This window comes from uncultured Allobosea sp. (genome assembly GCF_945956895.1).
Taxonomy (GTDB): Bacteria; Pseudomonadota; Alphaproteobacteria; order Rhizobiales; family Beijerinckiaceae; genus Allobosea.
The window spans coordinates 23,239-50,104 of the sequence record NZ_CAMFJF010000028.1; the positions used below are offsets into that span (position 1 = coordinate 23,239).

General features: G+C 65.8%; 27 protein-coding genes. 12 read left to right on the forward strand and 15 right to left on the reverse strand.

What is annotated here, in order from left to right; genetic code table 11:
- Positions 1-53 precede the first annotated feature (53 nt).
- Positions 54-422, reverse strand: coding sequence for a helix-turn-helix transcriptional regulator (locus tag Q0Q02_RS15400; RefSeq protein ID WP_293810627.1), 369 nt, complete (start codon positions 420-422; stop codon positions 54-56).
- Between the two features lie 151 nt (positions 423-573).
- Between Q0Q02_RS15400 and Q0Q02_RS15405 the strand changes: the two genes are divergently transcribed.
- The 4 genes from Q0Q02_RS15405 to Q0Q02_RS15420 all read left to right on the forward strand — a co-directional run bounded on the left by Q0Q02_RS15405 (position 574) and on the right by Q0Q02_RS15420 (position 6,649).
- Complete coding sequence (locus tag Q0Q02_RS15405; RefSeq protein WP_293810628.1) at positions 574-1,788, forward strand: MFS transporter; 1,215 nt, start codon at positions 574-576, stop codon at positions 1,786-1,788.
- 143 nt (positions 1,789-1,931) lie between these two features.
- Positions 1,932-5,249, forward strand: coding sequence for a carbamoyl-phosphate synthase large subunit (gene carB, locus Q0Q02_RS15410; protein ID WP_293810629.1), 3,318 nt, complete (start codon positions 1,932-1,934; stop codon positions 5,247-5,249).
- Positions 5,250-5,352: 103 nt separating this feature from the next.
- Positions 5,353-5,826 (forward strand): transcription elongation factor GreA, encoded by a 474-nt coding sequence (gene greA, locus Q0Q02_RS15415; protein ID WP_293810630.1) that lies wholly within the window; start codon positions 5,353-5,355, stop codon positions 5,824-5,826.
- A gap of 307 nt (positions 5,827-6,133) precedes the next feature.
- Complete coding sequence (locus Q0Q02_RS15420; protein WP_293810631.1) at positions 6,134-6,649, forward strand: hypothetical protein; 516 nt, start codon at positions 6,134-6,136, stop codon at positions 6,647-6,649.
- Between the two features lie 4 nt (positions 6,650-6,653).
- Here Q0Q02_RS15420 and Q0Q02_RS15425 read toward each other — a convergent pair whose 3' ends face one another.
- On the reverse strand, positions 6,654-7,118 hold the full coding sequence (locus Q0Q02_RS15425; protein ID WP_293810651.1) for an Lrp/AsnC family transcriptional regulator: 465 nt from the start codon (positions 7,116-7,118) through the stop codon (positions 6,654-6,656).
- Positions 7,119-7,200: 82 nt separating this feature from the next.
- Between Q0Q02_RS15425 and Q0Q02_RS15430 the strand changes: the two genes are divergently transcribed.
- The 3 genes from Q0Q02_RS15430 (at position 7,201) to Q0Q02_RS15440 (ending at position 10,278) form a co-directional block, all read left to right on the forward strand.
- Positions 7,201-8,190: a mitochondrial fission ELM1 family protein gene (locus Q0Q02_RS15430; RefSeq protein ID WP_293810632.1), complete on the forward strand. Its 990-nt coding sequence runs from the start codon at positions 7,201-7,203 to the stop codon at positions 8,188-8,190.
- Between the two features lie 87 nt (positions 8,191-8,277).
- Positions 8,278-9,243 (forward strand): thioredoxin-disulfide reductase, encoded by a 966-nt coding sequence (gene trxB, locus Q0Q02_RS15435; protein ID WP_293810633.1) that lies wholly within the window; start codon positions 8,278-8,280, stop codon positions 9,241-9,243.
- Between the two features lie 144 nt (positions 9,244-9,387).
- A complete protein-coding gene (locus tag Q0Q02_RS15440; RefSeq protein ID WP_293810634.1) occupies positions 9,388-10,278 on the forward strand; it encodes a LysR family transcriptional regulator in 891 nt (296 codons plus the stop codon).
- Positions 10,279-10,984: 706 nt separating this feature from the next.
- Here the strand turns inward: Q0Q02_RS15440 and Q0Q02_RS15445 are convergent.
- The 7 genes from Q0Q02_RS15445 to Q0Q02_RS15475 all read right to left on the reverse strand — a co-directional run bounded on the left by Q0Q02_RS15445 (position 10,985) and on the right by Q0Q02_RS15475 (position 18,172).
- The gene (locus tag Q0Q02_RS15445; RefSeq protein WP_293810635.1) at positions 10,985-11,536 is read right to left on the reverse strand and encodes an NADPH-dependent FMN reductase; all 552 of its coding nucleotides are present in this window, start codon (positions 11,534-11,536) and stop codon (positions 10,985-10,987) included.
- A 210-nt stretch (positions 11,537-11,746) separates the two neighbouring features.
- Positions 11,747-12,322 (reverse strand): methylated-DNA--[protein]-cysteine S-methyltransferase, encoded by a 576-nt coding sequence (locus tag Q0Q02_RS15450; protein WP_293810636.1) that lies wholly within the window; start codon positions 12,320-12,322, stop codon positions 11,747-11,749.
- Between the two features lie 108 nt (positions 12,323-12,430).
- Positions 12,431-13,387: a protein-methionine-sulfoxide reductase catalytic subunit MsrP gene (gene msrP / locus Q0Q02_RS15455; RefSeq protein WP_293810652.1), complete on the reverse strand. Its 957-nt coding sequence runs from the start codon at positions 13,385-13,387 to the stop codon at positions 12,431-12,433.
- 106 nt (positions 13,388-13,493) lie between these two features.
- Positions 13,494-14,603, reverse strand: a complete 1,110-nt coding sequence (gene leuB / locus Q0Q02_RS15460; RefSeq protein ID WP_293810637.1) for a 3-isopropylmalate dehydrogenase — start codon at positions 14,601-14,603, stop codon at positions 13,494-13,496.
- Between the two features lie 144 nt (positions 14,604-14,747).
- The gene (locus Q0Q02_RS15465; RefSeq protein WP_293810638.1) at positions 14,748-16,337 is read right to left on the reverse strand and encodes an ABC transporter substrate-binding protein; all 1,590 of its coding nucleotides are present in this window, start codon (positions 16,335-16,337) and stop codon (positions 14,748-14,750) included.
- A 92-nt stretch (positions 16,338-16,429) separates the two neighbouring features.
- Entirely contained in the window at positions 16,430-16,816 is a 387-nt protein-coding gene (locus Q0Q02_RS15470; RefSeq protein WP_293810639.1) for a RidA family protein, read from the reverse strand.
- A 171-nt stretch (positions 16,817-16,987) separates the two neighbouring features.
- Positions 16,988-18,172, reverse strand: a complete 1,185-nt coding sequence (locus tag Q0Q02_RS15475; protein ID WP_293810640.1) for a lytic murein transglycosylase — start codon at positions 18,170-18,172, stop codon at positions 16,988-16,990.
- A gap of 62 nt (positions 18,173-18,234) precedes the next feature.
- Between Q0Q02_RS15475 and Q0Q02_RS15480 the strand changes: the two genes are divergently transcribed.
- The 3 genes from Q0Q02_RS15480 to Q0Q02_RS15490 are packed head-to-tail and all read left to right on the forward strand — an operon-like array spanning position 18,235 to position 19,297.
- Complete coding sequence (locus Q0Q02_RS15480) at positions 18,235-18,558, forward strand: SemiSWEET family sugar transporter (RefSeq protein ID WP_293810641.1); 324 nt, start codon at positions 18,235-18,237, stop codon at positions 18,556-18,558.
- A 41-nt stretch (positions 18,559-18,599) separates the two neighbouring features.
- On the forward strand, positions 18,600-18,956 hold the full coding sequence (locus tag Q0Q02_RS15485; RefSeq protein WP_293810653.1) for a DMT family protein: 357 nt from the start codon (positions 18,600-18,602) through the stop codon (positions 18,954-18,956).
- A gap of 38 nt (positions 18,957-18,994) precedes the next feature.
- Complete coding sequence (locus Q0Q02_RS15490) at positions 18,995-19,297, forward strand: hypothetical protein (RefSeq protein WP_293810642.1); 303 nt, start codon at positions 18,995-18,997, stop codon at positions 19,295-19,297.
- A gap of 123 nt (positions 19,298-19,420) precedes the next feature.
- On the opposite strand, the gene Q0Q02_RS15495 is transcribed toward Q0Q02_RS15490, so the two are convergent.
- From Q0Q02_RS15495 to Q0Q02_RS15510, 4 genes are all read right to left on the reverse strand, one after another.
- Entirely contained in the window at positions 19,421-20,551 is a 1,131-nt protein-coding gene (locus Q0Q02_RS15495; protein ID WP_293810643.1) for a PQQ-dependent sugar dehydrogenase, read from the reverse strand.
- Between the two features lie 104 nt (positions 20,552-20,655).
- Positions 20,656-21,624, reverse strand: a complete 969-nt coding sequence (locus Q0Q02_RS15500) for a phosphatase PAP2 family protein (RefSeq protein ID WP_293810644.1) — start codon at positions 21,622-21,624, stop codon at positions 20,656-20,658.
- A gap of 237 nt (positions 21,625-21,861) precedes the next feature.
- A complete protein-coding gene (locus tag Q0Q02_RS15505) occupies positions 21,862-22,836 on the reverse strand; it encodes a tripartite tricarboxylate transporter substrate binding protein (protein WP_293810645.1) in 975 nt (324 codons plus the stop codon).
- 322 nt (positions 22,837-23,158) lie between these two features.
- Positions 23,159-23,638, reverse strand: coding sequence for a YaiI/YqxD family protein (locus Q0Q02_RS15510; RefSeq protein ID WP_293810646.1), 480 nt, complete (start codon positions 23,636-23,638; stop codon positions 23,159-23,161).
- A gap of 166 nt (positions 23,639-23,804) precedes the next feature.
- Between Q0Q02_RS15510 and Q0Q02_RS15515 the strand changes: the two genes are divergently transcribed.
- On the forward strand, positions 23,805-25,007 hold the full coding sequence (locus tag Q0Q02_RS15515) for a pyridoxal phosphate-dependent aminotransferase (RefSeq protein WP_293810647.1): 1,203 nt from the start codon (positions 23,805-23,807) through the stop codon (positions 25,005-25,007).
- Between the two features lie 5 nt (positions 25,008-25,012).
- Positions 25,013-25,435, forward strand: a complete 423-nt coding sequence (locus Q0Q02_RS15520; protein WP_293810648.1) for a rhodanese-like domain-containing protein — start codon at positions 25,013-25,015, stop codon at positions 25,433-25,435.
- 66 nt (positions 25,436-25,501) lie between these two features.
- Here the strand turns inward: Q0Q02_RS15520 and trmD are convergent, their stop codons facing one another.
- The gene (gene trmD, locus Q0Q02_RS15525) at positions 25,502-26,233 is read right to left on the reverse strand and encodes a tRNA (guanosine(37)-N1)-methyltransferase TrmD (protein WP_293810649.1); all 732 of its coding nucleotides are present in this window, start codon (positions 26,231-26,233) and stop codon (positions 25,502-25,504) included.
- Positions 26,234-26,237: 4 nt separating this feature from the next.
- A partial coding sequence (locus Q0Q02_RS15530) for an HAD family phosphatase (RefSeq protein WP_293810650.1) occupies positions 26,238-26,866 on the reverse strand: 629 nt, incomplete at its 5' end.

Below are 26,866 nucleotides of genomic sequence, written 5' to 3' on the forward strand. Positions count from 1 at the left end.
AAACGAAGACGTTAAACCTGTGCGGATACCTGTCAACGAGACGCTGTCCGTCCCTATGCCCCAACGCTGCCGGAGAGCCATTCCGGCCCCAGCCGGGGCAGGTTCGGATCGCGCCGCGCCGTCTCGATCACGCTGTCGATCAGCCCCGGAAAGCGCTGGTTCAGTTCCTCGCGCCGGATGCTGAGATAGCGCGAGGTGCCTTCGACCCGCATGCGGGTGATGCCGGCCTCGCGCAGCTTGGCGAAATGATAGGACAGGAGCGAGGGCGAGGCGAAGGCGGTGAAATGGCTGCAGCGCGCCTTGTCGACCTCGTTGACGTCCGAGAGCGCGACGAGAATGCCGAGCCGGATCGGATCGGCCAGCGCCGCGAACAGGTCGGCGGGCGCCACATCCTCGATATCGGGGTGAAAAACCGGCTTCATGCCCTTCGAAATAGGCGATGCGGCCGCTCCTGACAATATTCAACATCCGTTGAAATTACCCTTGCGGTAATTGTCGGGCAGGATTAGTTCAACGATCATTGAATTTCAAACCCTGCCTTCGAAACAGCGATCATCCGCAAGGATCATTCCCATGGATACGCGCCTTCTCTCGCTCGCCGGCGGCGCTTTCGCCATCGGCACGGGCAGCCTGATCGTCACCGGCATCCTGCCCCATCTCGCCACAGGCCTCGCCGTCTCCGTCGACACCGCCGGCCTGCTCATCTCGATCTTCGCTCTGGCTTATGCGATCGGCTCGCCGATCCTTTCGACCGTGCTTGGCGATGCTGACCGCAAGACGGTGCTCGTCGGGGCGATGACCGTCTTCGGCCTCGCCAATCTCGGCGCCGCCTTCGCGGGCGATTTCTGGGTCGTGATGGCCGCCCGCATCGTGATGGCGCTCTCGGCCGGCGTCTTCATGCCCGCGGCCAATGCGGTCGCCGTCGCGGTCTCCTCGCCCGAGCGGCGCGGCCGCGCCATCGCGCTCGTCACCGGCGGCATGACCGTCTCGCTGATTCTCGGCATCCCGATCGGCACCGCCGTGGTCGGCTTCGGCGGCTGGCACCTCGCCTTCCTGATCGTGACGCTGTTCAGCGCGCTCTCGCTTGCCGGGCTGCTGATCAAGCTCCCGCGCGGCCTGCCCCGCGGCACCAACACCTTGCGCGAACGGCTGCAGGTAGCGGCACGCGGCGACGTGCTGCTGGCGCTCGCCACGACCATGCTGTGGACCACCGGCGCCTTCGTTCTCTACACCTATATCGCGCCCTTCCTGACCAACCATGCCGGCATCACCGGTCCCTGGCTCGCCGCGACGCTCGTCGTCTCCGGCATTGGCTCGGCCATCGGCAACCAGCTCGGCGGCATCGCCAGCGACCGCTTCGGCCCGGAGCGCACGCTGACTGTGGTGCTGACGATCCTGGCCGCGGCGCTGCTCACCGCCTCCATCATCGCAGTCAGCCTGCCGCCGGCACTGGCGATCTATCCGATTCCCTTCGTGCTCCTGGTCTGGAGCGCGGCGGGCTGGGCCGGCCATCCCTCGCAGATGTCGCGACTGGCGGCGATGGCGCCGGACGCGACCGTGGTCGCGCTCTCGCTCAATGCCTCCGCGCTCTATTTCGGCATTGCCGCCGGCGCGGCGCTGGGCCAGCAGGTGATGCGCCATGCCGGCACCTGGCCGCTCGGCTTCGTCGGCGCCGCCTGCGAGGTCGCGGCGCTCGCGGTGCTCTTCGTCGCCATGCGGCGCAAACGCCGGCAGCCTCGCGCGCTGGAGATCGATCTCGTCATCTCCGCGCCAAGGCCTGTGCGTTGAGCAAAAGGGGAAGCGCTTTTAGCTTTCCCCCGCGGCCTTGGCCGTCTATAGCGAGCGCCTAGCATTCATTCAGACGCTCGCCTCGCCTCCGCTCGCACGATCGGACCGGCCTTGCGCGCGCCTGCCCAAGACCGGTCGAGATCATGCCCAAGCGCACAGACATCAAGTCCATCCTGATCATCGGCGCCGGCCCCATCATCATCGGACAGGCCTGCGAGTTCGACTATTCCGGCACCCAGGCCTGCAAGACGCTGAAGGCCGAGGGCTACCGCATCATCCTGGTCAACTCGAACCCGGCGACGATCATGACCGATCCGGACCTGGCCGACGCGACCTATGTCGAGCCGATCACGCCCGAGATCGTCGCCAAGATCATCGAGAAGGAGCGCCCCGACGCGCTGCTGCCGACCATGGGCGGCCAGACCGCGCTGAACTGCGCGCTCTCGCTGAAGAAGATGGGCGTGCTCGAGAAGTTCGGCGTCGAGATGATCGGCGCCACCGCCGAGGCGATCGACAAGGCCGAGGACCGCGAGCTCTTCCGCGAGGCGATGACCAAGATCGGCCTCGACACCCCGCGCTCGCATCACATCAAGACGCTCGGCCAGGCGCTCGACGCGCTCGAGGATATCGGCCTGCCCGCCATCATCCGCCCGTCCTTCACCATGGGCGGCACCGGCGGCGGCATCGCCTACAACAAGGGCGAGTTCATCGACATCGTCGAGCGCGGCATCGACGCCTCCCCCACCAGCGAAGTCCTCATCGAGGAGAGCGTGCTCGGCTGGAAGGAGTACGAGATGGAGGTCGTCCGCGACAAGAAGGACAACTGCATCATCGTCTGCTCGATCGAGAATTTCGATCCGATGGGCGTCCATACCGGCGACTCGATCACGGTCGCCCCGGCCCTGACGCTGACCGACAAGGAATACCAGATCATGCGCGACGCCTCGCTGGCGGTGCTGCGCGAGATCGGCGTCGAGACCGGCGGCAGCAATGTTCAGTTTGCGATCGATCCTGCAACAGGGCGCATGATCGTCATCGAGATGAATCCGCGCGTCTCGCGTTCCTCGGCGCTGGCGTCGAAGGCGACGGGCTTCCCGATCGCCAAGGTCGCGGCGCGGCTTGCCGTCGGCTACACGCTCGACGAGATCGAGAACGACATCACCGGCGGCGCGACCCCGGCCTCCTTCGAGCCGACGATCGACTATGTCGTCACCAAGATCCCGCGCTTCGCCTTCGAGAAGTTCCCGGGCTCCGAGCCGACCCTGACCACCGCGATGAAGTCGGTCGGCGAGGCCATGGCGATCGGCCGCACCTTCCAGGAATCGCTGCAGAAGGCGCTGCGCTCGCTTGAGACCGGGCTCGACGGGCTCGACGAGATCGAGATCGAGGGCTTCGGCCAGGGCGACGATCGCAACGCCATCAAGGCGGCGATCTCGACGCCGACGCCGGACCGCATCCTCCATGTCGCCCAGGCCATGCGCGCCGGCTTCAGCGACGAGGAGATCCACGAGAGCTGCAAGATCGATCCCTGGTTCCTCGCCCAGATGCGCGAGATCGTCGAGACCGAGCAGAAGATCCGCACGATCGGCCTGCCGACCACGCCCGGCGCCTTCCGCCAGATCAAGGCGATGGGCTTCTCCGACAAGCGCCTCGCCGCCGTCTCCGGCAAGACCGAGGCCGAGGTCCGCAAGGCGCGCCGCGCGCTGGAGGTCCGCCCGGTCTACAAGCGCATCGACACCTGCGCGGCCGAGTTCGCCTCGCCGACGGCCTATATGTATTCGAGCTACGCCATGCCCTTCGCCGGCAAGGCCGCGGACGAGGCCAATCCCTCGGATCGCAAGAAGGTCGTGATCCTCGGCGGCGGGCCGAACCGCATCGGCCAGGGCATCGAGTTCGACTATTGCTGCTGCCATGCCTGCTACGCGCTGCGCGACGCCGGCTACGAGACCATCATGGTCAACTGCAACCCGGAGACGGTCTCGACCGACTACGACACCTCCGACCGGCTCTATTTCGAACCGCTGACGGCGGAAGACGTGCTCGAGATCCTCGAGACCGAGAAGCAGAACGGCACGCTGATGGGCGTCATCGTCCAGTTCGGCGGCCAGACCCCGCTGAAGCTCGCGAATGCGCTGGAAGAGGCCGGCATCCCGATCCTCGGCACCTCGCCCGACATGATCGACCTCGCCGAGGATCGCGACCGCTTCAAGCGCCTGCTCGACAAGCTGCATCTCAAGCAGCCCAAGAACGGCATCGCCTATTCGGTGGAGCAGGCCCGCATCATTGCCTCCGAGCTCGGCCTGCCCTTCGTCGTGCGCCCGTCCTATGTGCTCGGCGGCCGTGCCATGGCGATCATCCGCGACGAGATCCAGTTCGAGGATTACCTGCTCGGCACCCTGCCCTCGCTGATCCCCTCCGAGGTCAAGGCCAAGTACCCGAACGACAAGACCGGCCAGATCAACACGGTGCTCGGCAAGAACCCGCTGCTGTTCGACCGCTACCTGTCGGACGCCATCGAGGTCGATGTCGACTGCCTTTGCGACGGCAAGGACGTCTTCGTCGCCGGCATCATGGAGCATATCGAGGAAGCCGGCATTCATTCCGGCGATTCGGCCTGCTCGCTGCCGCCGCGCTCGCTCTCGCCTGAGACAATTGCCGAGCTGGAGCGCCAGACCAAGGCGATGGCGCTGGCCCTCGATGTCGGCGGCCTGATGAACGTGCAATACGCCATCAAGGACAACGATATCTATGTGCTGGAGGTCAATCCGCGCGCCTCGCGCACGGTGCCCTTCGTCGCCAAGGTCATCGGCGTGGCCGTAGCCAAGATCGCCGCCCGCGTCATGGCCGGCGAGCCGCTCGCCGGCTTCGGCCTGAAGCCTGCGAAGCTCGACCATGTCGGCGTGAAGGAAGCGGTCTTCCCCTTCGCGCGCTTCCCCGGCGTCGACGTCCTGCTCGGACCGGAGATGCGTTCGACCGGCGAGGTCATCGGCCTCGATCGCTCTTTCGACACCGCCTTCGCCAAGAGCCAGCTCGGCGCCGGCTCGAAGGTCCCGGTCAAGGGCACCGTCTTCGTCTCGGTGCGCGACGAGGACAAGCCGCGCATCGTGCCGGCGGTCCGCATCCTCGCCGATCTCGGCTTCCGCATCCTCGCGACCGGCGGCACGCTGCGCCACCTTCAGGAGCAGGGCATCGCGGCCTCCAAGATCAACAAGGTTCTGGAAGGCCGTCCGCATGTCGTCGATGCCCTGAAGAACAGCGAGATCCAGCTGGTCTTCAACACCACCGAAGGGCCGCAGGCTCTCGCAGACTCCCGTGCACTCCGGCGCACGGCCCTCTTGCACAAGGTGCCCTATTATACCACCTTGGCCGGAGCGATCGCGGCGGCGGAGGGCATCAAGGCCTATTGCAGCGGCGATCTCGAAGTACGATCCTTGCAGTCGTATTTCGAACGCGCGGCCTGACGGGCCGCACGGCGCGACATTCAGAGATTGAGCGGAAGCGCGGGAGCCGGCGGTCGATATGCCGCCGGCGAGCCGCGCTTTCGGAGCTTATGGGACGGAAGGTATGGAAAAGGTTCCGATGACCGCGGGCGGTTTTGCCGCCCTGGAGGCCGAGTTGAAGGACCGTCAGCAGGTCCAACGCCAGCGCATCATCACCGCGATCGCCGAGGCGCGCGCGCTCGGTGATCTCTCCGAGAACGCGGAATATCACGCGGCCAAGGAAGCGCAGTCGCTCAACGAAGGCCGGATCATGGAGCTCGAATCGCTGATCGGCCGCGCCGACATCATCGATGTCTCCAAGCTCGGCGGCGAGACGATCAAGTTCGGCGCCACCGTCAAGCTGATCGACGACGATACCGAGGAAGAGAAGAGCTACCAGATCGTCGGCGAGCCGGAATCGGACGTGAAGTCCGGCAAGGTCTCGATCGGCTCGCCGATCGCGCGCGCGCTGATCGGGAAGAGGGTCGGCGATTCCGTGCAGGTCAGCACGCCCGGCGGCGGCAAGTCCTACGAAGTCGTCAGCGTCGTCTTCCGCTGAGACGACGTTTCGTACACCGGTCATGCTCGCCCTTGTGGCGAGCATCCACGTCTTGAACACATCCTTCGATCGACGAAGTAAAGACGCGGATGGTCGGGACAAGCCCGACCATGACGCGCGATAGCCACTCTCCCCCTGCCAACACGTACCGCGTCGCTTCGATGATGCCGCTCCGCAGCTTCGCCAAGCCTCCGTTCGACACAGCTTGGCAACCATCATCTGCACATGATCGCCGCATGGCCGCGGCCTTGGACTATTACAGTTCCGCACCTACATTGAAGCGACGAGCATTTTTGGAGATCCGGCCATGATCACGCGTCGACATGTTCTGGCATCCGCGCTCGGTACGAGCGCTCTGGCCCTGGCGCCCGGCGCCTCCTTCGCTTCCGCTCCGGCTGTGCCTGTCGGCTCGATCAAGGTCGACTTCTCGCCAGCCGTGGCGTCGGCCTGGGGCCCCAATATCGCAATCGTCAGCAGCGAGCTCCAGCGCCAGCTCACCGAGCTGCTCGGGCCTTCGCTCCAGCGCGGCGCCGGCACCCGCCTCGTCGTCTACGTCACCAGCATCTGGCTGTCGTCGGATGCCGGCGGTGGGGGAGGCGGCGGCGGCCGCAAGGCCGCCGACGGTGGCGGTGCCGATTTCGACTACCTCGAAAGCATCGTAACGCTCTCCGACCGCAGCGGCCGCGAGCTCGGCCGGTGGCCGATCCGGTCGAGCGAAATGGCCGGCAGCGCGGGCGTCTGGACCTTGCCGGACATCCAGGAGCGCCGGCTGAAGGCGCTGGGCCGCAACAACGCCTACTGGATCAAGCGCTATCTCGGCTGAGCCATCAGCCGAAGGGTACGATCGGCTCGTCCTTGACCCGGTCGAGGGCGAGCGCGGTCCGGACGTTGCGGACATTCGGCATCGCCGTGAGTTCCGCAACGAAATCCTGGAAAGCCTTCAGGTCCGGCGTGACGCATTTCAGGGCAAAATCGATATCGCCCGACAAGGTCCAGCATTCGCGCACGGTCGGCCAGTTGCGAATCCGCTCCTGGAAGGCGACGAGATCGGCCTCGGCCTGGCTCGCCAGATGCACGAAAGCGAAGCAGACCACCTCGTAGCCGAGCTTCCGCTCATCGAGATCGGCATGGTAGCCGCGGATCAGCCCAGCCTCCTCCAGCGCGCGCACGCGCCGCAGGCAGGGCGGCGGCGAGATGCCGACGCGGCTGGCGAGCTCGACATTGGTCATGCGCCCATCGGCCTGGAGTTCGCGCAGGATGCGCAGGTCGATATCGTCGAGTTTGGGGCGCAACGAGTGTCCTCGCGTGAAGGTCGCGCTGGTGTAGACGGCGCGGCCAAGCGATACAAGGCGCATGCCCCAAGCGCAGAAAGCCATGCACGACAATCCGGAGCCGACCGTCTGGGTTCTGACCGACGGCAAGGCCGGCGACGAATTGCAATGCCTCGGCGTCGCCGAGCGGCTGGGCGTTGCCCCCGAAATCCGCCGGGTGAAACCGCGCAAGCCCTGGGCTTGGCTGATGCCGCGCGGACCGATCGACCCGCGCGAGGCACCGGACCGGCCGGACAGCCCGCTCAAGCCCCCTTTCCCCGATATCGCCATCGCCTCGGGCCGGCGCGCCGTCGCCTATCTGCGCGCTCTGAAGCAGGTCTCGAACGGCGCGACCTATACCGTCTTCCTCAAGGACCCGCGCACCGGCCCCGGCACGGCCGACCTGATCTGGGTCTCCGGCCATGACAGGCTGCGCGGCGACAACGTTGTGGTCACCACGACCTCGCCGCATCGGCTGACGCCCGAGAAGCTTGCTGCCGCCCGCGCCGCGCCGCCGCCAGCCATCGCGAATTTGCGCGGCCCACGCGTCGCGGTGCTGGTCGGCGGCGACAGCCGGCATCACCGCTTCACGCCGGCCGATATCGAGCGTCTCGCCAAGCAACTCGATGAACTCGCCCAATCGGGTGCGAGCCTGATGGGCTCGCCATCGCGGCGCACCTCGCCCGCGCTGGGAGCTGCCGTCGCCGCGGTCTTCGCCCGGCATGGCGGCTGGTGGTGGGACGGTACGGGCGAGAATCCCTTTCTCGCCCTGCTCGCCAATGCCGATGCGGTCATCGTCACGGCCGACTCCACCAATATGATCGGCGAGGCGGCGGCAGCCGGCGTTCCCGTACTGGTCTTCGAGCCCACCGGCGGCCATCCCAAGATCGCGGCGCTGGTCGCCGCGCTCGAACGGCAGGGCGTTGTGCATCGCTTCTGTGGACGCCTTGAAGGCCAGGCTTACGAACCGATAGACTCAACGCCGATCATAGCCGATGCGATACGGCAAGGCTGGCTGCGCCACCGGGCAGCACTGGGATTCACGCGCTCCTGAACCCGGCCGCTCTTGTTTCGGTGCCGCGCCGGCGTATCTGACGGATCGAGGCTGCGGCTCCAAGCCCGCAGGAGAGGAACTGAGACGATGGCCCACACCCATGCCCGCGTCATGATCGTCGGCTCCGGCCCGGCCGGCTACACCGCCGCGATCTACGCCGCCCGCGCCATGATGGAACCGGTGCTGATCTCCGGCATGCAGGCCGGCGGCCAGTTGATGATCACCACCGATGTCGAGAACTATCCCGGCTTCGCCGACGTCATCCAGGGCCCCTGGCTGATGGAGCAGATGCGCGCCCAGGCCGAGCACATGGGCACCCGCATGGTCTCCGACCATATCGCCCGCGTCGACCTCTCGCAGCGCCCCTTCCGCCTCTGGGGCGATGGCGGCGAGACCTATTCCTGCGACGCCTTGATCATTGCCACGGGCGCCCAGGCCAAGTGGCTGGGCCTGCCCTCCGAGCAGAGCTTCCAGGGCTTCGGCGTCTCGGCCTGCGCCACCTGCGACGGCTTCTTCTTCCGCAACAAGGAGGTCGCGGTCGTCGGCGGCGGCAACACCGCCGTCGAGGAGGCGCTCTATCTCGCCAATCTCGCCAGCAAGGTGACGCTCATCCACCGCCGCGACAGCCTGCGGGCCGAGCGCGTGATGCAGGAGCGCCTGTTCAAGCATCCGAAGATCGAGGTGGTCTGGGACAGCGAGATCGCCGAGATCTGCGGCGGCACCACCCCGCCCAGCGTCACGCATCTGCGCCTGAAGAACCTCAAGACCGGCGCCGAGAGCGAATTGAAGACGGACGGCGTCTTCATCGCCATCGGCCACAAGCCGGCGACGGAGCTGTTCGTCGGCCAGCTCGCCATGAACGCATCCGGCTATCTCGATGTCGAGGCCGGCACGACCCGGACCAATGTGGACGGCGTCTTCGCCGCCGGCGACGTCACCGACGAACATTACCGACAGGCGGTGACGGCGGCCGGAATGGGCTGCATGGCGGCGCTGGACGCCGAACGCTGGCTCGCGGCCGGCGCGCTCGGCCGCCGCGAAGCAGCGGAATGAAGGCTTCGGCGCAACCCATCACTGACTCTGATGGGTTGCGTCACCAGATTCACGGCGAATAACAGTATCTGTCTGCCACACAGACATTGACGCACCACGCGTTTATCCCCCATCATGCAAAAAACGCATAGCGGGGGAAGCGCGGTGGATTGGGACCGCATTAGAATCTTTTATACGGTCGCGGAGTCAGGCAGCTTCACCAAAGCTGGCGATGTTCTGGGCCTGAGTCAATCGGCCGTCAGCCGCCAGATCGGTGCGCTCGAGCGGGAGTTGCGGGCACCGCTGTTCCATCGCCATACGCGCGGCCTGATCCTCACCGAGCAGGGCGAATTGCTGTGGCGCGCCGCGCGCGAGATGACGCAGCGGCTGGAGCGCACCCGCTCTCAGCTCTCGGAGACGCGCGAGCATCCTTCCGGCGAACTCAAGGTCACCGCGACCCGCGGCCTTGGCGGGCACTGGCTGACGCCGCGCCTCGCCGAGTTCATGGACCTGTATCCCGACATTCGGGTCGAGCTCATCCTCACCGACGAGGAACTCGACCTGTCGATGCGTGAGGCCGATATCGCGATCCGCCTGCGCCAGCCGCAGCAGCCGGACCTGATCCAGCGCAAGCTCTTCACCGTGCACTTCCACGTCTACGCCTCGCCGGCCTATGTGAAGCGCTTCGGCGAGCCCAAGAGCTACGACGACCTCGACAACCACCGCATCCTGTCCTTCGGCGGCACCTCGCCGTCCTATCTGACGGCGGTGCACTGGCTCGGCACGATGGGGCGCGACCAGCGCAACCCGCGGCCGATCCATCTGACGGTCAACAATATCACCGCGATGAAGCGGGCGGTGGATTCGGGCGCCGGCATCGCTGTGCTGCCGGATTATCTGATCGAGACCGGCTCCCCGCTCGTGCAGTTGATGCGCGAGACCGAGATGCCGCAGCTCGAAAGCTATCTGGTCTATCCCGAGGAAATGAAGTCGGTCGCCCGCGTCCAGGTCTTCCGCGATTTCCTCATCCAGAAGGCCCAGCGCTGGACCTATTGATTTCGCCTCCCGGCGAAGGAATCGGGCGCCGCAAGGCGCCCGATTTGATTCTGGCGGTTTTGTGGCCATCCAACCATCTCGCATGCGCCAAAATCGAACAGTTCGCCTGAAAACTGTTCAGCAGCGGACAAAAACCCCACTCCCGCAGGGCCTGCAACCTCCCCGCGCAGCCTCCATCCTGCAATGAACGCATATTTCTCAATCATTTAGGCTCAAATTCGCGCCATCTGCCCTTAGTTCATGCAGCCATTGCATGGCGGACCCAAGATATGTTGCATTGCAAAATGGCAGGCCATGCCCGATATTGAACTCACGGTTGTTCGGAACGGGCTCCGCAATCTCCTCCCGGCGTTGAGTTCGTTTCAGCCGTTCCCCTCTGAGATGTTTGGCGTTTCGCCAGATGTTTCAAACTTTCAAAGCCGGCTCCCCTCGGGGACGCCGGCTCTTTTTTTGCCTGAACGCAGCGGCTTTCGATCCACCTGCTTCTCCCCGCTGCATCACAGCGTCTCTCGGCCCGACCACCGTCATTGCGAGCGCAGCGAAGCAATCCGGAGGGACTGGGTTGAATGCTTGAGTCCAGCCCCCTGGATTGCTTCGTCGCTTTGCTCCTCGCAATGACGGCACGGCTTAACGGGCCATCGGCTCCCTCAAACGAAAAGGCGCCGCCTGGAGGCGACGCCTTTCACAGCGATAATAGCTGCTTCGATCAGATGGCGAGCTTGCCGGCGATCTTCGCGAAATTGTCGAGGAAGCCTTGCAGGAAGCCGCGCGTCGCCTCGTTGGTGACATTGTGCTGCGCGTCGATGAGATCGTCCTTGAACGTCACGAAGACCTGGCCGCCGACGACGACGCCGGCGAGATTGGTCAGGATCATGCGCAACCCGTTCTGCGAGACGGCCGTGCCGATCGCACCGCCGCTCGCGCCCGTCACGGCTACCGTCTTGCCGGCCCAGGAGTTCTTGCCATAGGGGCGCGAGGCCCAGTCGATCGCGTTCTTGAGCACGGCCGGGATCGAACGATTGTGCTCGGGCGTGACGATGAGGACCGCATCGGCGGCCTCGATCTCGCGCTTGAGGCGCAGCGTCGATTCCGGGCGGTTCGGCTCCAGATCCTGATTGAACATCGGCAGGTCGTCGATCTGGACGAAGGTGGCGTCGAAGGCGCCCTCACCCAGCTTCGCCAGCGCCAGGGCCAGCTTGCGGTTGATCGATTCGCGGCGGTTGCTGCCCACGATGACGGCGAGCTTCAGTTTAGCCATGCTAGTCCCTAGTGGAGGGTGGAAAGGCCGGCACAGTAGAGGCCCCGCGCCGGACCGCACAAGCAGCGGAGCTGCAAGAGCGGCATTGCGCGATTTCAAACGCCGTCATTGCGAGCGAAGCGAAGCAATCCAGGGAGACTGGGTGAGCGGTTCGGCCCAGTCCTCCTGGATTGCTTCGTCGCTTCGCTCCTCGCAATGACGGCCTGCGTTTCAATGCCGCCCCGGCCGCGCCGCCAGCGGCAGCGCGTCGAACAGGCTGGGCTCGGCGCTGGTGCGCGCCTTCTCAATGGTGAGGATTCTCAGCTTGATCTCGACGCCGCCCTCGGCCGAGAAGCCCCCGGTCTTGCCGCCGGCCGCCAGGATGCGATGGCAGGGCACGATGATCGGCCAGGGATTCTGGCCGAGCGCCACGCCGACCGCCCGCGCCGCGCCCGGATCGCCGATGCGCTGCGCCACCTCGCCATAGGTCAGCGTCTCGCCATGGGGAATCGCGAGCGCGACCTCGTAGACCTTGCGGTTGAACGCGGAGACGTTCTCCAGCGCGACCGGCAGCTGCGACAGGTCGCGCTTCTCGCCCTCGAACAGCGCGCGGATGCCGGCCACGGCTTCCGCGACGAACCCATCAGCCTGCATCTCATCGGCTTCGGGAAAGCGTCGCGACAGGCGCTTGCGGGCGGCTTCCTCGTCGCGCTCGGGCAGCTGCGTACCGATGAAGCGCTCACCTTCCCAGATCACCGCGCAGGGGCCGATCGTGGTCTCGAACAGGTGGAAATGCTGATTGGCCATGTGCGACTCGTGTCGTTCCGGCGAAGAATGACACGAGGTCTAGCACGGTCGCGGCAGGAGACGGCACCCGAAACCTGCCGAACGCCTGCCTCTCATCGAGTGCCTGCCTCACATGAAGAGGTTCTCGCCCTCGAGCCCCTTGTAGAGCCCGGCGACCTGGTCGCCATAGCCGTTATAGATCTGCGTCGGCCGCCGCTCGCGCGAGCCCAGGATCTGCTCGCTCGCCTGGCTCCAGCGCGGATGCGGCACGGCCGGGTTCACATTGGCCCAGAAGCCGTATTCCGAGGCCTGCAGGCCCTCCCAGAAGGTCTTCGGCCGCTCGGCGACGAAGCTGATCTTGCGGATCGATTTCACCGACTTGAAGCCGTATTTCCACGGCGTGATCAGGCGGATCGGCGCGCCATGCTGCGTCGGCAGCGGCTTACCATAGATGCCGGTGACGAGCAGCGGCAATTCGTTCGTCGCCTCCGCGATGGTCAACCCTTCCGTATAGGGCCAGGGATACCAGCGCTGGTTCTGCCCCGGCGCGACGCGCGGGTTCAGGAAGGTCTCGAAGCGGATGTACTTGGCGCCCGAAAGCGGCTTCGCCAGCGCAACGAAGGATTTCAGCGGAATGCCGGTCCACGGCACCGCCATCGCCCAGGCTTCGACGCAGCGGAAGCGATAGAGTCGCTCTTCCAGCGGCAGCTTGCGCACGAGATCGTCGAAGCCGATCTCGAAGGGCTTCTCGACAAGGCCGTCGACCTGGATGTTCCAGGGCCGCGTGGCGAGGCGCTTCGAGGCGTCGACGATGTCCTTCGACATGCCGAACTCGTAGAAATTATTGTAGTTCGCGGCGTCGTTTTCCGCCGTCTGCGGCACGCCCAGCACATAGGCGCCGTTACGCTTGGCGGGATAGAGATCGAGCGTCGGATCGGCACCTTGAGCCGACGCGATGCCCGGAAGCGCTGCGCCTGCGATCAATCCGGCGCCGGCAGTCATCAACTGGCGGCGATTGAGGAATACGCTCTCGGGCGTGGCCCGGCTTTCCGGCATTTCCCAGCCGGCATGGCGCTTGATCAGCATGACGGACATACTCCGTTTTCGATGGGCTCGTTAGGCCACGAAAGCGGGGTCACGGCAATTCACGAGGGAGAGAGATATTCTCTCCCTCGTCATGTTCAGGCTCGTATCAGCCCCGCGCTTCCAACGCCCCAATGATCGCCTGGCCCATCTCGCTGGTCGAGACGGCGTTGGCGCCGGGAGCCGCGATATCCTTGGTGCGGGTGCCGGAGCCCAGCACGTCGGCGATCGCGCCTTCGAGGCGGTCGGCAGCCTCGCCGGCATTGAAGGAGTAGCGCAGCGCCATGGCGAAGGAGCCGATCATCGCGATCGGGTTGGCGAGGCCCTTGCCGGCGATGTCCGGCGCCGAACCATGGACGGGCTCGTAGAGCGCCTTGCGCTTGCCGGTGGCCGGATCCTCGGCGCCGAGCGAGGCGGAGGGCAGCATGCCGAGCGAGCCGGTCAGCATCGCCGCGACGTCCGATAGAATATCGCCGAACAGGTTGTCGCAGACGATGACATCATACTGCTTCGGCCAGCGCACGAGCTGCATGGCGCAATTGTCAGCCAGCACATGCTCGAGCTCGACATCCTTGTATTCGGCCGCATGCAGCGCGGTGACCGTCTGCTTCCAGAGCACGCCGGTCTTCATCACGTTGTGCTTCTCGGCCGAGGAGACCTTGTTGCGGCGGGTGCGGGCCAGCTCGAAGGCGACGCGGCAGATGCGCTCGATCTCGCCGGTCGTGTAGAGCTGGGTATCGACGCCGCGCTTCTGGCCGTCCTCCAGCGTGACGATCTCCTTCGGCTCGCCGAAATAGACGCCGCCGGTGAGCTCGCGCACGATCAGGATGTCGAGGCCTTCGACGACCTCGGGCTTGAGCGAGGAGGCCGAGGCCAGCGCCGGATAGCAGATCGCCGGGCGCAGATTGGCGAACAGGCCGAGATCCTTGCGCAGGCGCAGCAGGCCGGCTTCCGGGCGGTGCTGATAGGGCACGTCAGCCCATTTGGGACCACCGACCGCGCCGAACAGCACGGCGTCGGCTGCCTCAGCCAACTTCATGTCTCCTTCGGATATGGCCTGCTTGTGCGCGTCATAGGCAGCGCCACCGACGAGACCCTTCTCGATCTCGAAGGAAGCGAGACCCTGCTTGCCGAACCAGGAGACGATCTGCTCGACCTGACCCATCACCTCGGGGCCGATGCCGTCGCCGGGGAGCAGCAGGAGCTTGTGGGTCGCCATGGTCGTCGCCTCGCGCGCTTGATGTCGTCAGCTTGGCCGTTTTGCGGCCTCGCCGGGTGATTACGGGCGGAACCGTGGCGACGCAAGCGGCGGGCATGCGAAGCCGGCGCATGGCAGGCCATGCGCCGGCGCCGTGAGCGCTGCTCAGGCCTTCTTTTCCATGTTCCAGAAGAACTGGACCGGCGAGAGCACCATGCCGCTCAGGTTCCGCCGGAAAGCCATCGGCTGCTGGACGAGGCCGCAGGGAACGTAAGGGACGACCTCAAAGCCACGCTCCTCGATCTTCGCGGCGAGTTCCTTCTGCTTCGCCTCCTCCGGCGTCGCGATCCAGGTATCCCGAAGCCCTTCGATCTGGCTGTCCTCGGGCCAGCCGAACCAGGCGGAGCCGCCATTGGCCCGCATCAGCGGATGCAGCGCCGGATTGAGCGTATCGGCACAGGACCACAGCGTATGGAACACCGACCAGCCGCCCTGGTCGGGCAGGCCGCGATTGGAACGCCGGCCGATGAAGCTTGCCCAGTCGGTCGCCACCAGCTCCGAATTGATGCCGAGCTTCTTGAACAGATCCTCGGTGATCATGCACTGCTGGTAGGCGATCGGCTGGTCGGCAGGCGCAAGCAGGACGACCTTCTCGCCCTTGTAGCCGGCCTCCTTGAGCATGGCCTTGGCCTTCTCGAGATTGGCCGGCATGGCCGCAGCCCCACCTGCGCCCGACGACATCGGCGAGCCCGGGGTGAAGAAGGTCTTGGCCGGGCTGTAGAACGCCTTGTCGCCGACGACCGCCTCCATGTAATCGGTCTGGTTGACCGCAGCCATCACGGCCCGGCGGATCGCCGGATTGTTGAAGGGCGGCTGCATCTGGTTGAACCGCATCAGCAGGAACAGGCCGAGCGGCACGTTCTCGATGACGACGTCCTTGTTGCCCTTCAGCATCGGGATCAGGTCGACCGGCGGCTGCTCGTACCAGTCCAGCTCTCCCTGCATCAGGGCGCCGGCCGCGGCAGCGGCCTCGGTCAGGGCGAGCCATTCGATGCGATCGATCCGGGCGACCTTGCCGCCGGCCGCCCAGGACGGCGCCTCCTCGCGCGGCTTGTATTTGGCGAAACGCTCGTAGATCGCGTTCTGGCCGGGTACCCATTGCTTGTCCATGAAGCGCCACGGGCCGGAGCCAACGGCTTCCGTGATGTTCTTCATGTGGTCGGTCTGCGCGATGCGCTCCGGCATGATGAAGGGCACGTTCGACGAGAGCTTGCCGAGCGCCGCGGTCATCATCGGGAACGGCTTCTTCAGCCGGATACGGAAGCTGCGCTGGTCGACGACATCGTAGCCCTCGACGAAGGTGGCGAAGGTCTGGCCGAAGGCATCGCGCTTCGACCAGCGGGCGATCGAGGCGATGCAGTCCTGCGCGCGGACCGGCGTCTCGTCATGGAAGGCCAGCCCCTCGCGGAGGCGGAACGTCCAGCTCAACCCATCCGGCGCGGTCTCCCAGGCCTCGACCATCTGCGGCTTGATCTGGAAATTCGCATCGGTGGCGAAGAGGGTATCATAGATCAGATAGCCGTGATTGCGGATGACGTAACTGGTGGCCGTGATCGGATCCAGCGAAGGCAGAGGCGTCGAAGGGTTGAAGCGCAGCGTCGCCGCCGCCCCTTGCGAAAAGGCCCGGTTGCCCATGAAGGCTGTCGCGGCAAGCGCGCCGGCTCCCTTGAGGACCGTGCGACGGCGGATCGACATGGCAGATCTCCCTCTTTTTGTAGGCGGATGCCTCAAGGGCACCGCCAAGCAAGGGATATACCAATTGTCGGCACCCTGTCGACAATTTGCCGTCAAGCGCGAGGCAAGCGTGCCGTCACCTCGATCTCGACCTTCATCTCCGGCTTGAGCAACCCGGCCACGACATAGATGCCGGCGGCCGGCCTGATCTCGCGGAAGAACTCGCCGCAGACGCCAAGCACCGGCTCGCAATAGCTGCGGTCGGTGACGAAATACTGCGCCCGCACGGCCTGCGACAGCGACGAGCCCGCCTCCTCCAGCACGGCGCTGATCGTGCGGAAGATGTTCCGCGCCTGCTCGGCCGGATCGTCGGGCAGGATCATGGTGGTGTAGTCGTAGCCGGTTGTGCCGGAGACGAAGACGAGATCGCCGTCGATCACGGCGCGCGAATAGCCGAAATTGCGCTCGAAGGGCGAGCCGGTGGAAAGCAGGCGGCGCATAGGTTCTCCGAATGAAACGCCGGTCATCCCGGGCGACCGAAGGGAGACCCGGGATCCATGCCGGAACGGTTCAGGCATGAATCCCGGATCGGCGCCGCTCACGCGGCTTGTCCGGGATGACCAGGCTTTTCATTCGAAACGGCGGCGCGACACCACCCGTTTTCTGCGCGATCAGACCCGCCCGCCCTTGAGCGCACGCAGGACCTTCTCGCCCGGCCGCCCGGTCTGCGGCATGCCGATCTTGGCCTCGATCTCCTTGATCGCGGCGCGCGTCAGCGAACCGACCGCGCCATCCGGCTCGCCGACATTGTAGCCCCGCGCGATCAGCAGGCGCTGGAGTTCGCGGCGCTGCTCCCGCGAAAGCGGCAGGTCGTCTGTCGGCCAGTCGCCCTGCACGCCCGGCCGGCCGCGCAGGCGGTCGGACAGCAGCGAGATGGCGAGCGCATAGGAATCCGCGCCGTTATAGCTGTAGGCCGCATCGTAGTTCTTGAAGACGAGGAAGGCCGGGCCGTTGCGCCCCGCCGGCATCAGCAGGCCGGCATTGCCCGCGCCCGTCAGCGCCGAGCCGTCGAACTTGACGATGCCGCGCGAAGCCCAGCTCGAGACCGGCTGCTTGGGATTGCGCCCGGTCGGGCCGGAATAGCCGCCGGGAACGCGGACTTCGTAGCCCCAGGTCGCGCCGGTGACCCAGCCGGCCTTGGCCATGAAGTTCGCAGTCGAATGCAACGCATCGGGGATCGAATCGACAAGGTCGCGCCGCCCGTCGCCATCGCCGTCGACGGCAAGCCGAAGATAGGTCGAGGGAATAAACTGGGTGTGGCCGAAGGCGCCGGCCCAGGAGCCGAACAGCCGCTCGGGCCGCACGTCGCCGCGCTGAATGATCTGCAGCGTCGCGATCAATTCGCCCTTGAAGAAGGCGTTGCGCCGTGGCGCCAGGCAGGCGCCGGTCGAAAGCGCCTGCACCAACGGCATCTTGCCTCGCGCCTTGCCGAAATCGCTCTCCACACCCCAGACCGCGGCGATGGTGTGGCGGTCGACGCCGAAGCGCTGCTCCGCCGCGGCGAGCGTCGAGGCATGCTGACGCATCATCGCGCGCCCTTCCGCGACCTTCTCGTCATCGACCAGCGTGCCGAGATAATCCCAGATCGGAGTCTTGAACTCCGGCTGGTTGTTCATGGCTTCGATGACCTTCATGTCCGGTTCGACGCCGGCCATGGCCCGGTCGAAGGTCGCGCCCGAGACGCCCTTGGCAGCGGCCTCCGAACGCAAGCCCGCAAGACAGGACTGGAAGTTGCCCTGCGCCGAGGCGGCGGAGGCGAGAAGGACGAGTGGCAAGGCCAAGTGAATTGCGCGCATGGTCTCCACCGAATCGCAGAATTCCCGCCAAACTAGGGCGTTGCCGTTAACGGAAGTTAACCATGCCCCATCTGGCGATGCGCGACCGAATCCCGCTATGGGAGGCGGCCTCACCCGGAACCCGCCCCGTGCCCCTCGCCGTCGAACTCCTCGGTTTCGTCGCCGCCGCGCTGACCAGCCTGTGCTGGCTGCCGCAAACCTGGCGTACGCTGCGTACCCGCGACACCCGCGCGATCTCGCTGTGGACGCAACTTCTCCTCGCTTGCGGGACGGTGCTCTGGCTGGTTTACGGCGTCCAGATCCTGTCCTGGCCGGTCATCGTGGCCAATTCGCTGACGCTGCTGCTCGTGCTGGCCATCATCACCATGAAGCTGCGCTTCGGTTGAACGCCCAAGCCCGCCCTGCCGTCGCGAAGAAGGCCTCCGGCATGCCCTCGCTTTCACTGGCCCATCTCCTGCCGATCGTGATGCTGTTCGGCTCGAACATCTTCATGACCTTCGCCTGGTACGGGCATCTCAGCTACAAGAGCACCGCGATCTGGCTCGCCATCCTCGCGAGCTGGATGATCGCATTGCCCGAATACATGCTGGCCGTGCCGGCCAACCGCATCGGCTCGGCCGTCTATTCCGCCGCCGAGCTCAAGACGATGCAGGAGGTCATCACATTGACCGTCTTCGCCGGCTTCTCGGTGTTCTGGCTGAAGGAATCGCTGACCTGGAGCCATGCGATCGGGTTCGCCCTGATCGCGGCCGGCGCCTTCTTCATCTTCCACGCCAAGGCCTGAGCGCCGCACGTCACTTTCCCTTCGACAGGACTACTGCCTTGCAAAAGACGGCACTTATTTTCTGCGGCCTCGTGCTCGCCCCCACCGCCGCCCTGGCCGGCCCGACCTGCAGCCCGAGCAGCGACAACGCCCGCATCCTCTCCGCGGCATCGCCGAGCGCCGTCCATCGCAACTGGCAGGGCGGCAAGCAGCTCGGCTACGGCTGGTCGCTTCAGGTCGATCGCAGCGCCCATGACGCCACCGGCACCGAATACTATGTCGGCGACCTCTACGACCCCAATGGCAGCCTCGCGACCCGCAAGGTCTTCGTCATGGAGCGCGAATGGGATTGCGGCCCCTGATCGAGGCCTCCAGGCGTCATTCTCGGGCGCAGCGAAGCGTAGACCCGAGAATCTCTCGCAGGACAGGGCGCCTTTCCGTCCTGAGATGCTCGGGTCAAGCCCGAGCATGACGAGCCTTCTCGCTCACCTGGCCGGCCGCATCCGCAGCACCTTCCCATCCGCCTCGTCGGTGAGCAGGTAGAGGAAGCCGTCCGGCCCCTGGACCACGTCGCGGATGCGCTCGCCGATATCGGTCAGCAGGCGCTCCTCGCCCGTCACCTTCTCGCCCTCGGTCGAGAGCCTGACCAGCATCTGCCCGGCGAGCGCCCCGACAAAGAGCGAGTTCTTCCAGGCCGGCCAGACCGGCCCGGAATAGAAGGCGGCTCCCGACGGCGCGATCGACGGGTCCCAGTAGAACAGCGGCTGCTCCATGCCCGGTTTCGCCGTGCCCTCGCCGATCTTCGCCCCGGAATAATCGACGCCGTAGGTGATGACCGGCCAGCCGTAATTGAGCCCGGCCTTGGGCGTGTTGATCTCGTCGCCGCCGCGCGCGCCATGTTCTGCGGTCCAAAGCTGCCCGGTATCGGGATGCAACGCCGCACCCTGCACGTTGCGATGGCCGATCGACCAGATCTCCGGCGCCCAGCCCTCCTTCTTCGGGTTGTCGGCAGGCGTGCTGCCATCCGGCCGGATGCGGACAAGCTTGCCGAGGTGATTGGCGGGATTCTGAGCCTGATCGCGCTGACTGTAGCGCTCGCCGAGCGTGACGAAGAGCGCACCCGCCCTGTCGAAGATCAGCCGCGAGCCGAAATGCAGATTGGAATTGATCGTCGGCATCTGCCGGAAGATCATCCCGACCGCCGTTAGTGCCGTGCCCTGCTCGTTCAGGCGGCCCCGCGCGACGCTGGTGCCGTTGCCTCCGGAGCGCGGCTCGGCGAAAGACACATAGACAAGGCGGTTCTGCGCGAAGGCGGGATCGAGCGCGATGCCGAGCAAGCCGCCCTGCCCCCGCGCCATCACGCTCGGCAAACCGGCGATCGGCCGCGAAAGCTTGCCGTCGGCCTCGACGAGCCGAAGCCGCCCCGGACGCTCGGTGACCAGCATGCGCCCGTCCGGCAGAAAGGCGAGCCCCCAGGGGTGTTCGAGCCCGCTGGTGACGGTTTCGACGGAAAGCTCACCGGCGCTGGAGGGATAGCGCTTCTGGGCAGACGCCGTGACGGAAGATATCGCCAGGATCGCAATGGAAGCAGCGATCCGCATGATCCGGTTCTGCATGGAGCCCTTCCTGAAAGAAGACGTGCTCCACCAAAATAGGCAGACCCGGCGCAGTCGCTAGGCTTGTGCCGGCTTTGCTCTCGGAACAGTCGCACGCTTCACGATCACGATGCCGCTTGGATCTCCCCGCCGGCAACGAGCCCATGGCTGTGAAGCACAGGTGGCGCTCCCAGAATGAGCCGCCGCGCCAGGAAATAGCTTGCCACCGCGATTCCGAGCCCCGCCGCGACATCGATGAAATAATGCCCGCCATCGATCGGCGTCGCCGCGATCATCGTGAGGTTGAGAAACCAGAAGGGCCATCGTACCCAGCGACTCGTGGCCGGGCCGATCAACAGCAGCATTCCGAGAGCCGCATGATAGGACGGAAAGGTGATGATACCCTCGGCACGCATGAGGTCGAGGCGGAACGGCGCCCCCGACCTCAGTCCGGCCATATCGGCGACATGAACGAATGAAGCCGCCGGATTGAGGTTCGGATAGTCGGCGGGGCTCAGCCCAAGATGGACGAACATCGCCATGGCCGGCAGGAAGCCCGAAATGAGGATCGTGAACAGCCCCGCGATCATCATCGCGAGAACGACGACACGGATCCGGGTCCCCTCGCCGCTGAAACTCAGTACCGTGATCAGCACGATCGCCTGGGGCATGAAGCTGGCATAGGCAAAGGTGAACAGGGCGCCGAGCCATGGACGCTCGTCGACCGCCTTGAGATAGGCCAGCCAATCAAGCCCAAGGCTGAGATCCGCAGCGTGAAACGCGCGATCCTGGAACGGAAAGCCGAGGGTGGCCACCTGATAGGACAAGAGCGCCCCGAAGACGAGGAAGACCACCATCTGCCCCGTGCAATCGAGCGCGTTGGACAGGCGGGGCTCGTTGCGCCAGCCGGCGTAGTATCGGGCGCCCACCGTCAAAGCCGCTCCGACCGCCGTCGGAAACAGCAGCGATAGCGGCGCAAGCGATATCGTGGAGAACGGCAGCCAGCACAACGTCACGAGCGACAGGGCTGCAAGAAGCGCCCATGTCACGCGATTGGCACGATCAGCTCGCTGTGCTTCGATTTCCGTCGCCAAGACATGTCACCTGATGGAGCGTGGCGGCCACGATAGCCGGCGGCGCTTAAGTGCAGGTCAACGCGGATCGTTAAAAAAGCGGTTTCCGTCGCCCGATGCTCGCGGCGAAGCCCGGCGGCTTTCGGCGAGTTCCAGCCGAGCAAAGCGAAGTCCCCGAGCCACCGCGAAGCGCTCCGCGACGACTCCGGGATCGCCTCCACCGGAGCGACCAGTCCGCAACGATGGCAAGGTGCCGGTCTATTCCGGCTTCACGCCGGCGTCGGTGATGATCTGCTTCCAGGTCGCGATCTCCTGGATGTGGTAGGGCTTGAACGCTGCGGGATCGCGCACCTTCAGGGTGAAGCCGAGCTTCAGGATCGCTTCGCGCGTCTCGGGCTTGTTGAGCGAGGCGACCACCGCCTTCGAGAGCTTGTCGAGCACGTCGTCCGGCGTCTTCACCGGGGCGAAGAAAGCCGCCCAGGAATCGGCGTCGGCATTGCTCACGCCCTGCTCGCGCAGCGTCGGGATATCCTTGGCGCGCGGGTTGCGCTCGGGGCTGGCCAGCGCCAGCGCGCGCAGCGTGCCGGCATTGATCTGCTCCAGCACGCTCGGCAGCGTCGAATTGGCGATATCGATGCGGCCGGCGACGATCTCCTGCACTAGCGGCGCCGCGCCGCGGAACGGCACATGCGTCATCTTGATGCCTGTGCGCTGCATGAACAGCTCCATGGCGAGATGCGAGCCGGAGCCGACGCCGGTCGAGCCGTAATTGAGCTTGCCTGGGTCGGCCTTGGCGAGCGCGATCAGCTCCTGGATGTTCTTGGCCGGCAGGTCCTTGCGGACGACGAAGGCGTGCTCGAAGGCACCGACGCCGGCGAGCGGCGCGAAATCCTTCACCGCGTCGTAGCCCGGCTCCTTCAGCAGGAACATGTTGTTGCCATGCGTCTGGTTGTTGCCGAAGACGATGGTGTAGCCGTCCGGCGCCGCATGGGCGACGGCGCGGGTGCCGACGGCGCCCGAGGCGCCGGCTCGGTTGTCGACGACGACATTGTGCCCGAAGGCGGTCGTGAGGTCCTGCGCCACGAAGCGCGCGATGGCGTCGGTCGGCCCGCCCGCCGGATAGGGCACGACCAGCGTGATGACCTTGCTCGGGAAGCTCTGCGCCCGAACGATCGACGGCGCGAAGACGGCGCCGGCCATCAGGCCGAGCGTGGAACGACGGGTCAGCGACATGGACTTCCTCCCGGACACCCGCCTGAATGGCAGGCCTGCTTTGGTCGGGAGGTTTAGGGGCAAAGGCACGATGCGTCCAGCAATGCCAAAGTCATAGCGGCGGCGCTTTTCCTGCCGCGATAACTCCGAGCTCACTTGAAAAGCCTCTCAACCCTCATCCTGAGGAGCCATTCCCGTGGGAATGGCGTCTCGAAGGATGCTCCAGGAAGCTCAGAGACATCTGGAGCATCCTTCGAGACGCCGCGTGCCGCGGCTCCTCAGGATGAGGGCTGTGCTTTCAAAGCGGCTCTCCGTCAGACCGAAAAGCCCCTACCCAAAGCCTCTACCCGCCGAAACCCGCCCGCTTCAGCCGCTGGATCGCGAGGTCGAGCGCCTGCAGGAAGGTCGAGCGGTCCTTCTGCGAGAATGGTTTCGGCCCGCCCTGTACGGTGCCCATCGCACGCAGGTCCTCCATCATATCGCGCGTCGCCAGCGCCATGCCGATCGAGGCTTCGGTGAAGGGTTTTCCGGTCGGCCCGATCACGTCGGCGCCTGCCTTGATGCAGCGGTCGGCCAGCGGAATGTCGGCTGTGATCACGATCGCGCCTCGCCCGACCCGCTCCGCGATCCAGTCGTCGGCAGCATCGAAATTGCCGGACACGGTCACGCGCTCGATCCAGGGCTCGCGTGGCACGTTGAGGAAGCTGTTGGCGACGACGAAGACACGTGAGCCGTGACGGCCGGCGACACGATAGACCTCATCCTTCACAGGGCAGGCGTCGGCATCGACATAAACAGCGATAGGGCCGGTAGCGTTCGTCATCGGGCCGACTTCGCATGCCCGGAGCGCAAGGGCAAACCGCCCCGAATTCATGACGTTTCTGCCAGACATCAATCAGTTGCGCTTGCGATCATGGCCCGTGAGTCATAAACCTCGCCCGCGCCTTTTTCCGGCGCCCACCCTTCCGCCTCCTCCGGAGACCAGTCCCATGGCCTTTCTTGCCGATGCCCTGAAGCGCGTGAAGCCGTCCGCGACCATCACGATCACGCAGAAGGCCCGCGACCTGAAAGCCCAGGGCAAGGACGTGATCTCGCTCTCCGTCGGCGAGCCCGATTTCGACACGCCGGACAATATCAAGGAAGCCGCGATCGCCGCGATCAAGCGTGGCGAGACCAAATACACCCCGGTCTCCGGCATTCCGCAGCTGCGCGAGGCCGTCGCCCGCAAGTTCAAGCGCGAGAACGGCCTCGACTACAAGCCGAGCCAGACCATCGTCTCGACTGGCGGCAAGCACGTTATCTACAACGCCCTGCTCGCCACGCTGAACCCCGGCGACGAGGTCATCTGCGTCTCGCCCTACTGGGTTTCCTATCCCGAGATGGTCGCGCTCTGCGGCGGCACGGCGACCTATGCCGAGACCTATCTCAAGAACGACTTCAAGCTGCAGCCGGAAGACCTCGAGAAGGCGATCACCCCCAAGACCAAATGGGTGATCCTGAACTCGCCGTCGAACCCGTCGGGCGCCGCCTACAGCCATGCCGAGATGAAGAAGCTCACGGATGTGCTGATGCGCCATCCGCATGTCTGGATCCTCACCGACGACATGTACGAACACCTCGTCTATGGCGACTTCACCTTCGTCACCCCGGCGCAGGTCGAGCCCGCTCTCTACGAGCGCACGCTGACCATGAACGGCGTCTCGAAGTCCTACGCCATGACCGGCTGGCGCATCGGCTACGCCGCCGGTCCGCAGCACCTGATGACCGCCATGGACCTCGTCCAGGGCCAGCAGACCTCCGGCACCTCGGCGATCTCGCAATGGGCCGCGGTCGAGGCGCTCGACGGCACGCAGGAGCATATCCCGGTCTTCAAGAAGGCCTTCGAGCGCCGTCGCGACCTCGTCGTCTCCATGCTGAACCAGACCCGCGGCCTGAAATGCCCGGTGCCGGAAGGCGCGTTCTACGTCTATCCCGACTGCTCGGCCCTGATCGGCAAGACCCTGCCGAACGGCAAGAAGATCGAGACGGACGAGGATCTCGTCATGGGCCTGCTGGAGACGGAAGCGGTCGCGGCCGTGCACGGCTCGTCCTTCGGCCTCGGCCCCAATTTCCGCATCTCCTACGCCACCTCGGACGAGAAGCTGGAAGAGGCCTGCCGCCGCATCCAGCGCTTCTGCGCCGAGCTGCGCTGAGCATCATGACCAAAGGCGCCGCAACGCGCCGGATCGTTCTGGCCGGGGGCTTCATGCTCCCGGCCTCTTTCGTTTTCGGGCAATCGGCGGCGACGCTCTCGCCCCGAGAAGCCTATGAGGCGGCGCAGGCGAAGCGCATCCTGCTCGTCGATATCCGCGGCGCGCAGGAATGGGCCGATACCGGCTTGCCGCAGGGCGCCCTGCCGCTGGATGTCGATGCGCCGGCCTTCGAGGTCAGGATCGCGGGCTTGCGCCTCGACCATCCCGGCAAGCGCATCGTCCTGATCGATCGGACAGGCGCGCAGGCGGTCGCCGTGGCTCAGAAGCTGGCCGGGCGCGGCTGGCGCGATCTCGCTGGTGTAAGGGGCGGCATGCTCGGGCCGGGCGGCTGGCTGGCCGAGAAGCTGCCGGTGACGGAGTATCGTTAGCCTTCCTTCTCCCCTCGGGGGAGAAGGTGGCAGCGCGGAGCGCTGACGGATGAGGGAAGAATAGCGCTAACGGCCCTCATCCGTCTGCTTCGCAGACACCTTCTCCCCCGAGGGGAGAAGGGAAAGAAGGTCCGGCCGCCGCTCCCGCGTGATCTGCTCCGCCTGCTCGCGCCGCCATTTCGCGATGCGGGCATGGTCGCCGGAGAGCAGCGCGTCCGGCAGCCCCCTGCCCTCCCATTCGCGCGGACGCGTGTAATGCGGGTATTCGAGCAAGCCGTTCTCGAAGCTCTCGTCCTCGCCGGAAGCGACCTTGCCCATCACACCGGGGATGAGGCGTACGCAGGCATCGAGCAGCGTCAGCGCCGCCATCTCCCCACCCGAGAGGATGTAGTCGCCGATCGAGACCTCGATCAGGTTGCGCCCCTCGATCACCCGCTCGTCCACACCCTCGAAGCGCCCGCAGACGATAACGAGGCCGGAACCCTCCGCCCAATCGCGGACCTGTTCCTGCTTGAGCGGCCGGCCGCGCGGCGACATCAGCAGGCGCGGGCGCGCGTCATCCGCCGGCACGGCGGCATCGATCGCCGCGGCGAGCACGTCGCAGCGCAGCACCATGCCGGCGCCGCCGCCAGCCGGATTGTCGTCGACATTGCGGTGGCGGCCGATGCCGTGCTCGCGAATCTGGTGGGTATCGAGCGACCACAATCCCTTGCGCAGCCCCTCGCCCGCCAGAGAGATGCCGAGCGGCCCCGGAAACATCTCCGGATAGAGCGTCAGGATCGAGGCGCGGAAGGACATGCTTTCAAGCAAAGCTCAACGCGGGCAACCCGTCCAGCGCCGTGAAATCAGGGGCCGAGGCGATCAGGTTGTCGTAAGCCGCGAAGCCCTCCGGGCCGAGCAGGGTGAGCAGCGCCACCGCCCGCATGCCGGCGCGGCGCGCCGCCTCCACACCGAGCGGCGCATCCTCGAAGACGATACAATCGGCCGGATCGACCTTCATGCGCTCGGCGGCGGCCAGGAACATGTCGGGATGCGGCTTGCCGCGAAAACCCTGGCTCGGCGAGACGATGGTCGCGAAGCGCCGGCGCAGGTCCAGCGCATCGAGCACCACTTCGATATTGTCAGGCGGCGCAGCGGTGCCGACTGCCATCGGCACGCCTGCCGCATCGGCACGCGCCATCAGGTCGAGCAACCCGGCCGTCGCCGCGACATGCGGGCGATAGGCCTCGCGATAGAGCGCTTCCTTGGCATCGCCCATCGCGGCGATCTCGTCGCCGGTGGCATTCGGAAAATAGGGCCCGACGATCTCGCCCAGCGCCATGCCGGCGGTGCGGGCCGAAAAGGTCTCGCGATCGAAGGGCAGATTGTTAGCGACGTGCCAGCTCTCCCAGGCATCGTCATGGAAGCGCATGTTGTCGACGATGGTGCCGT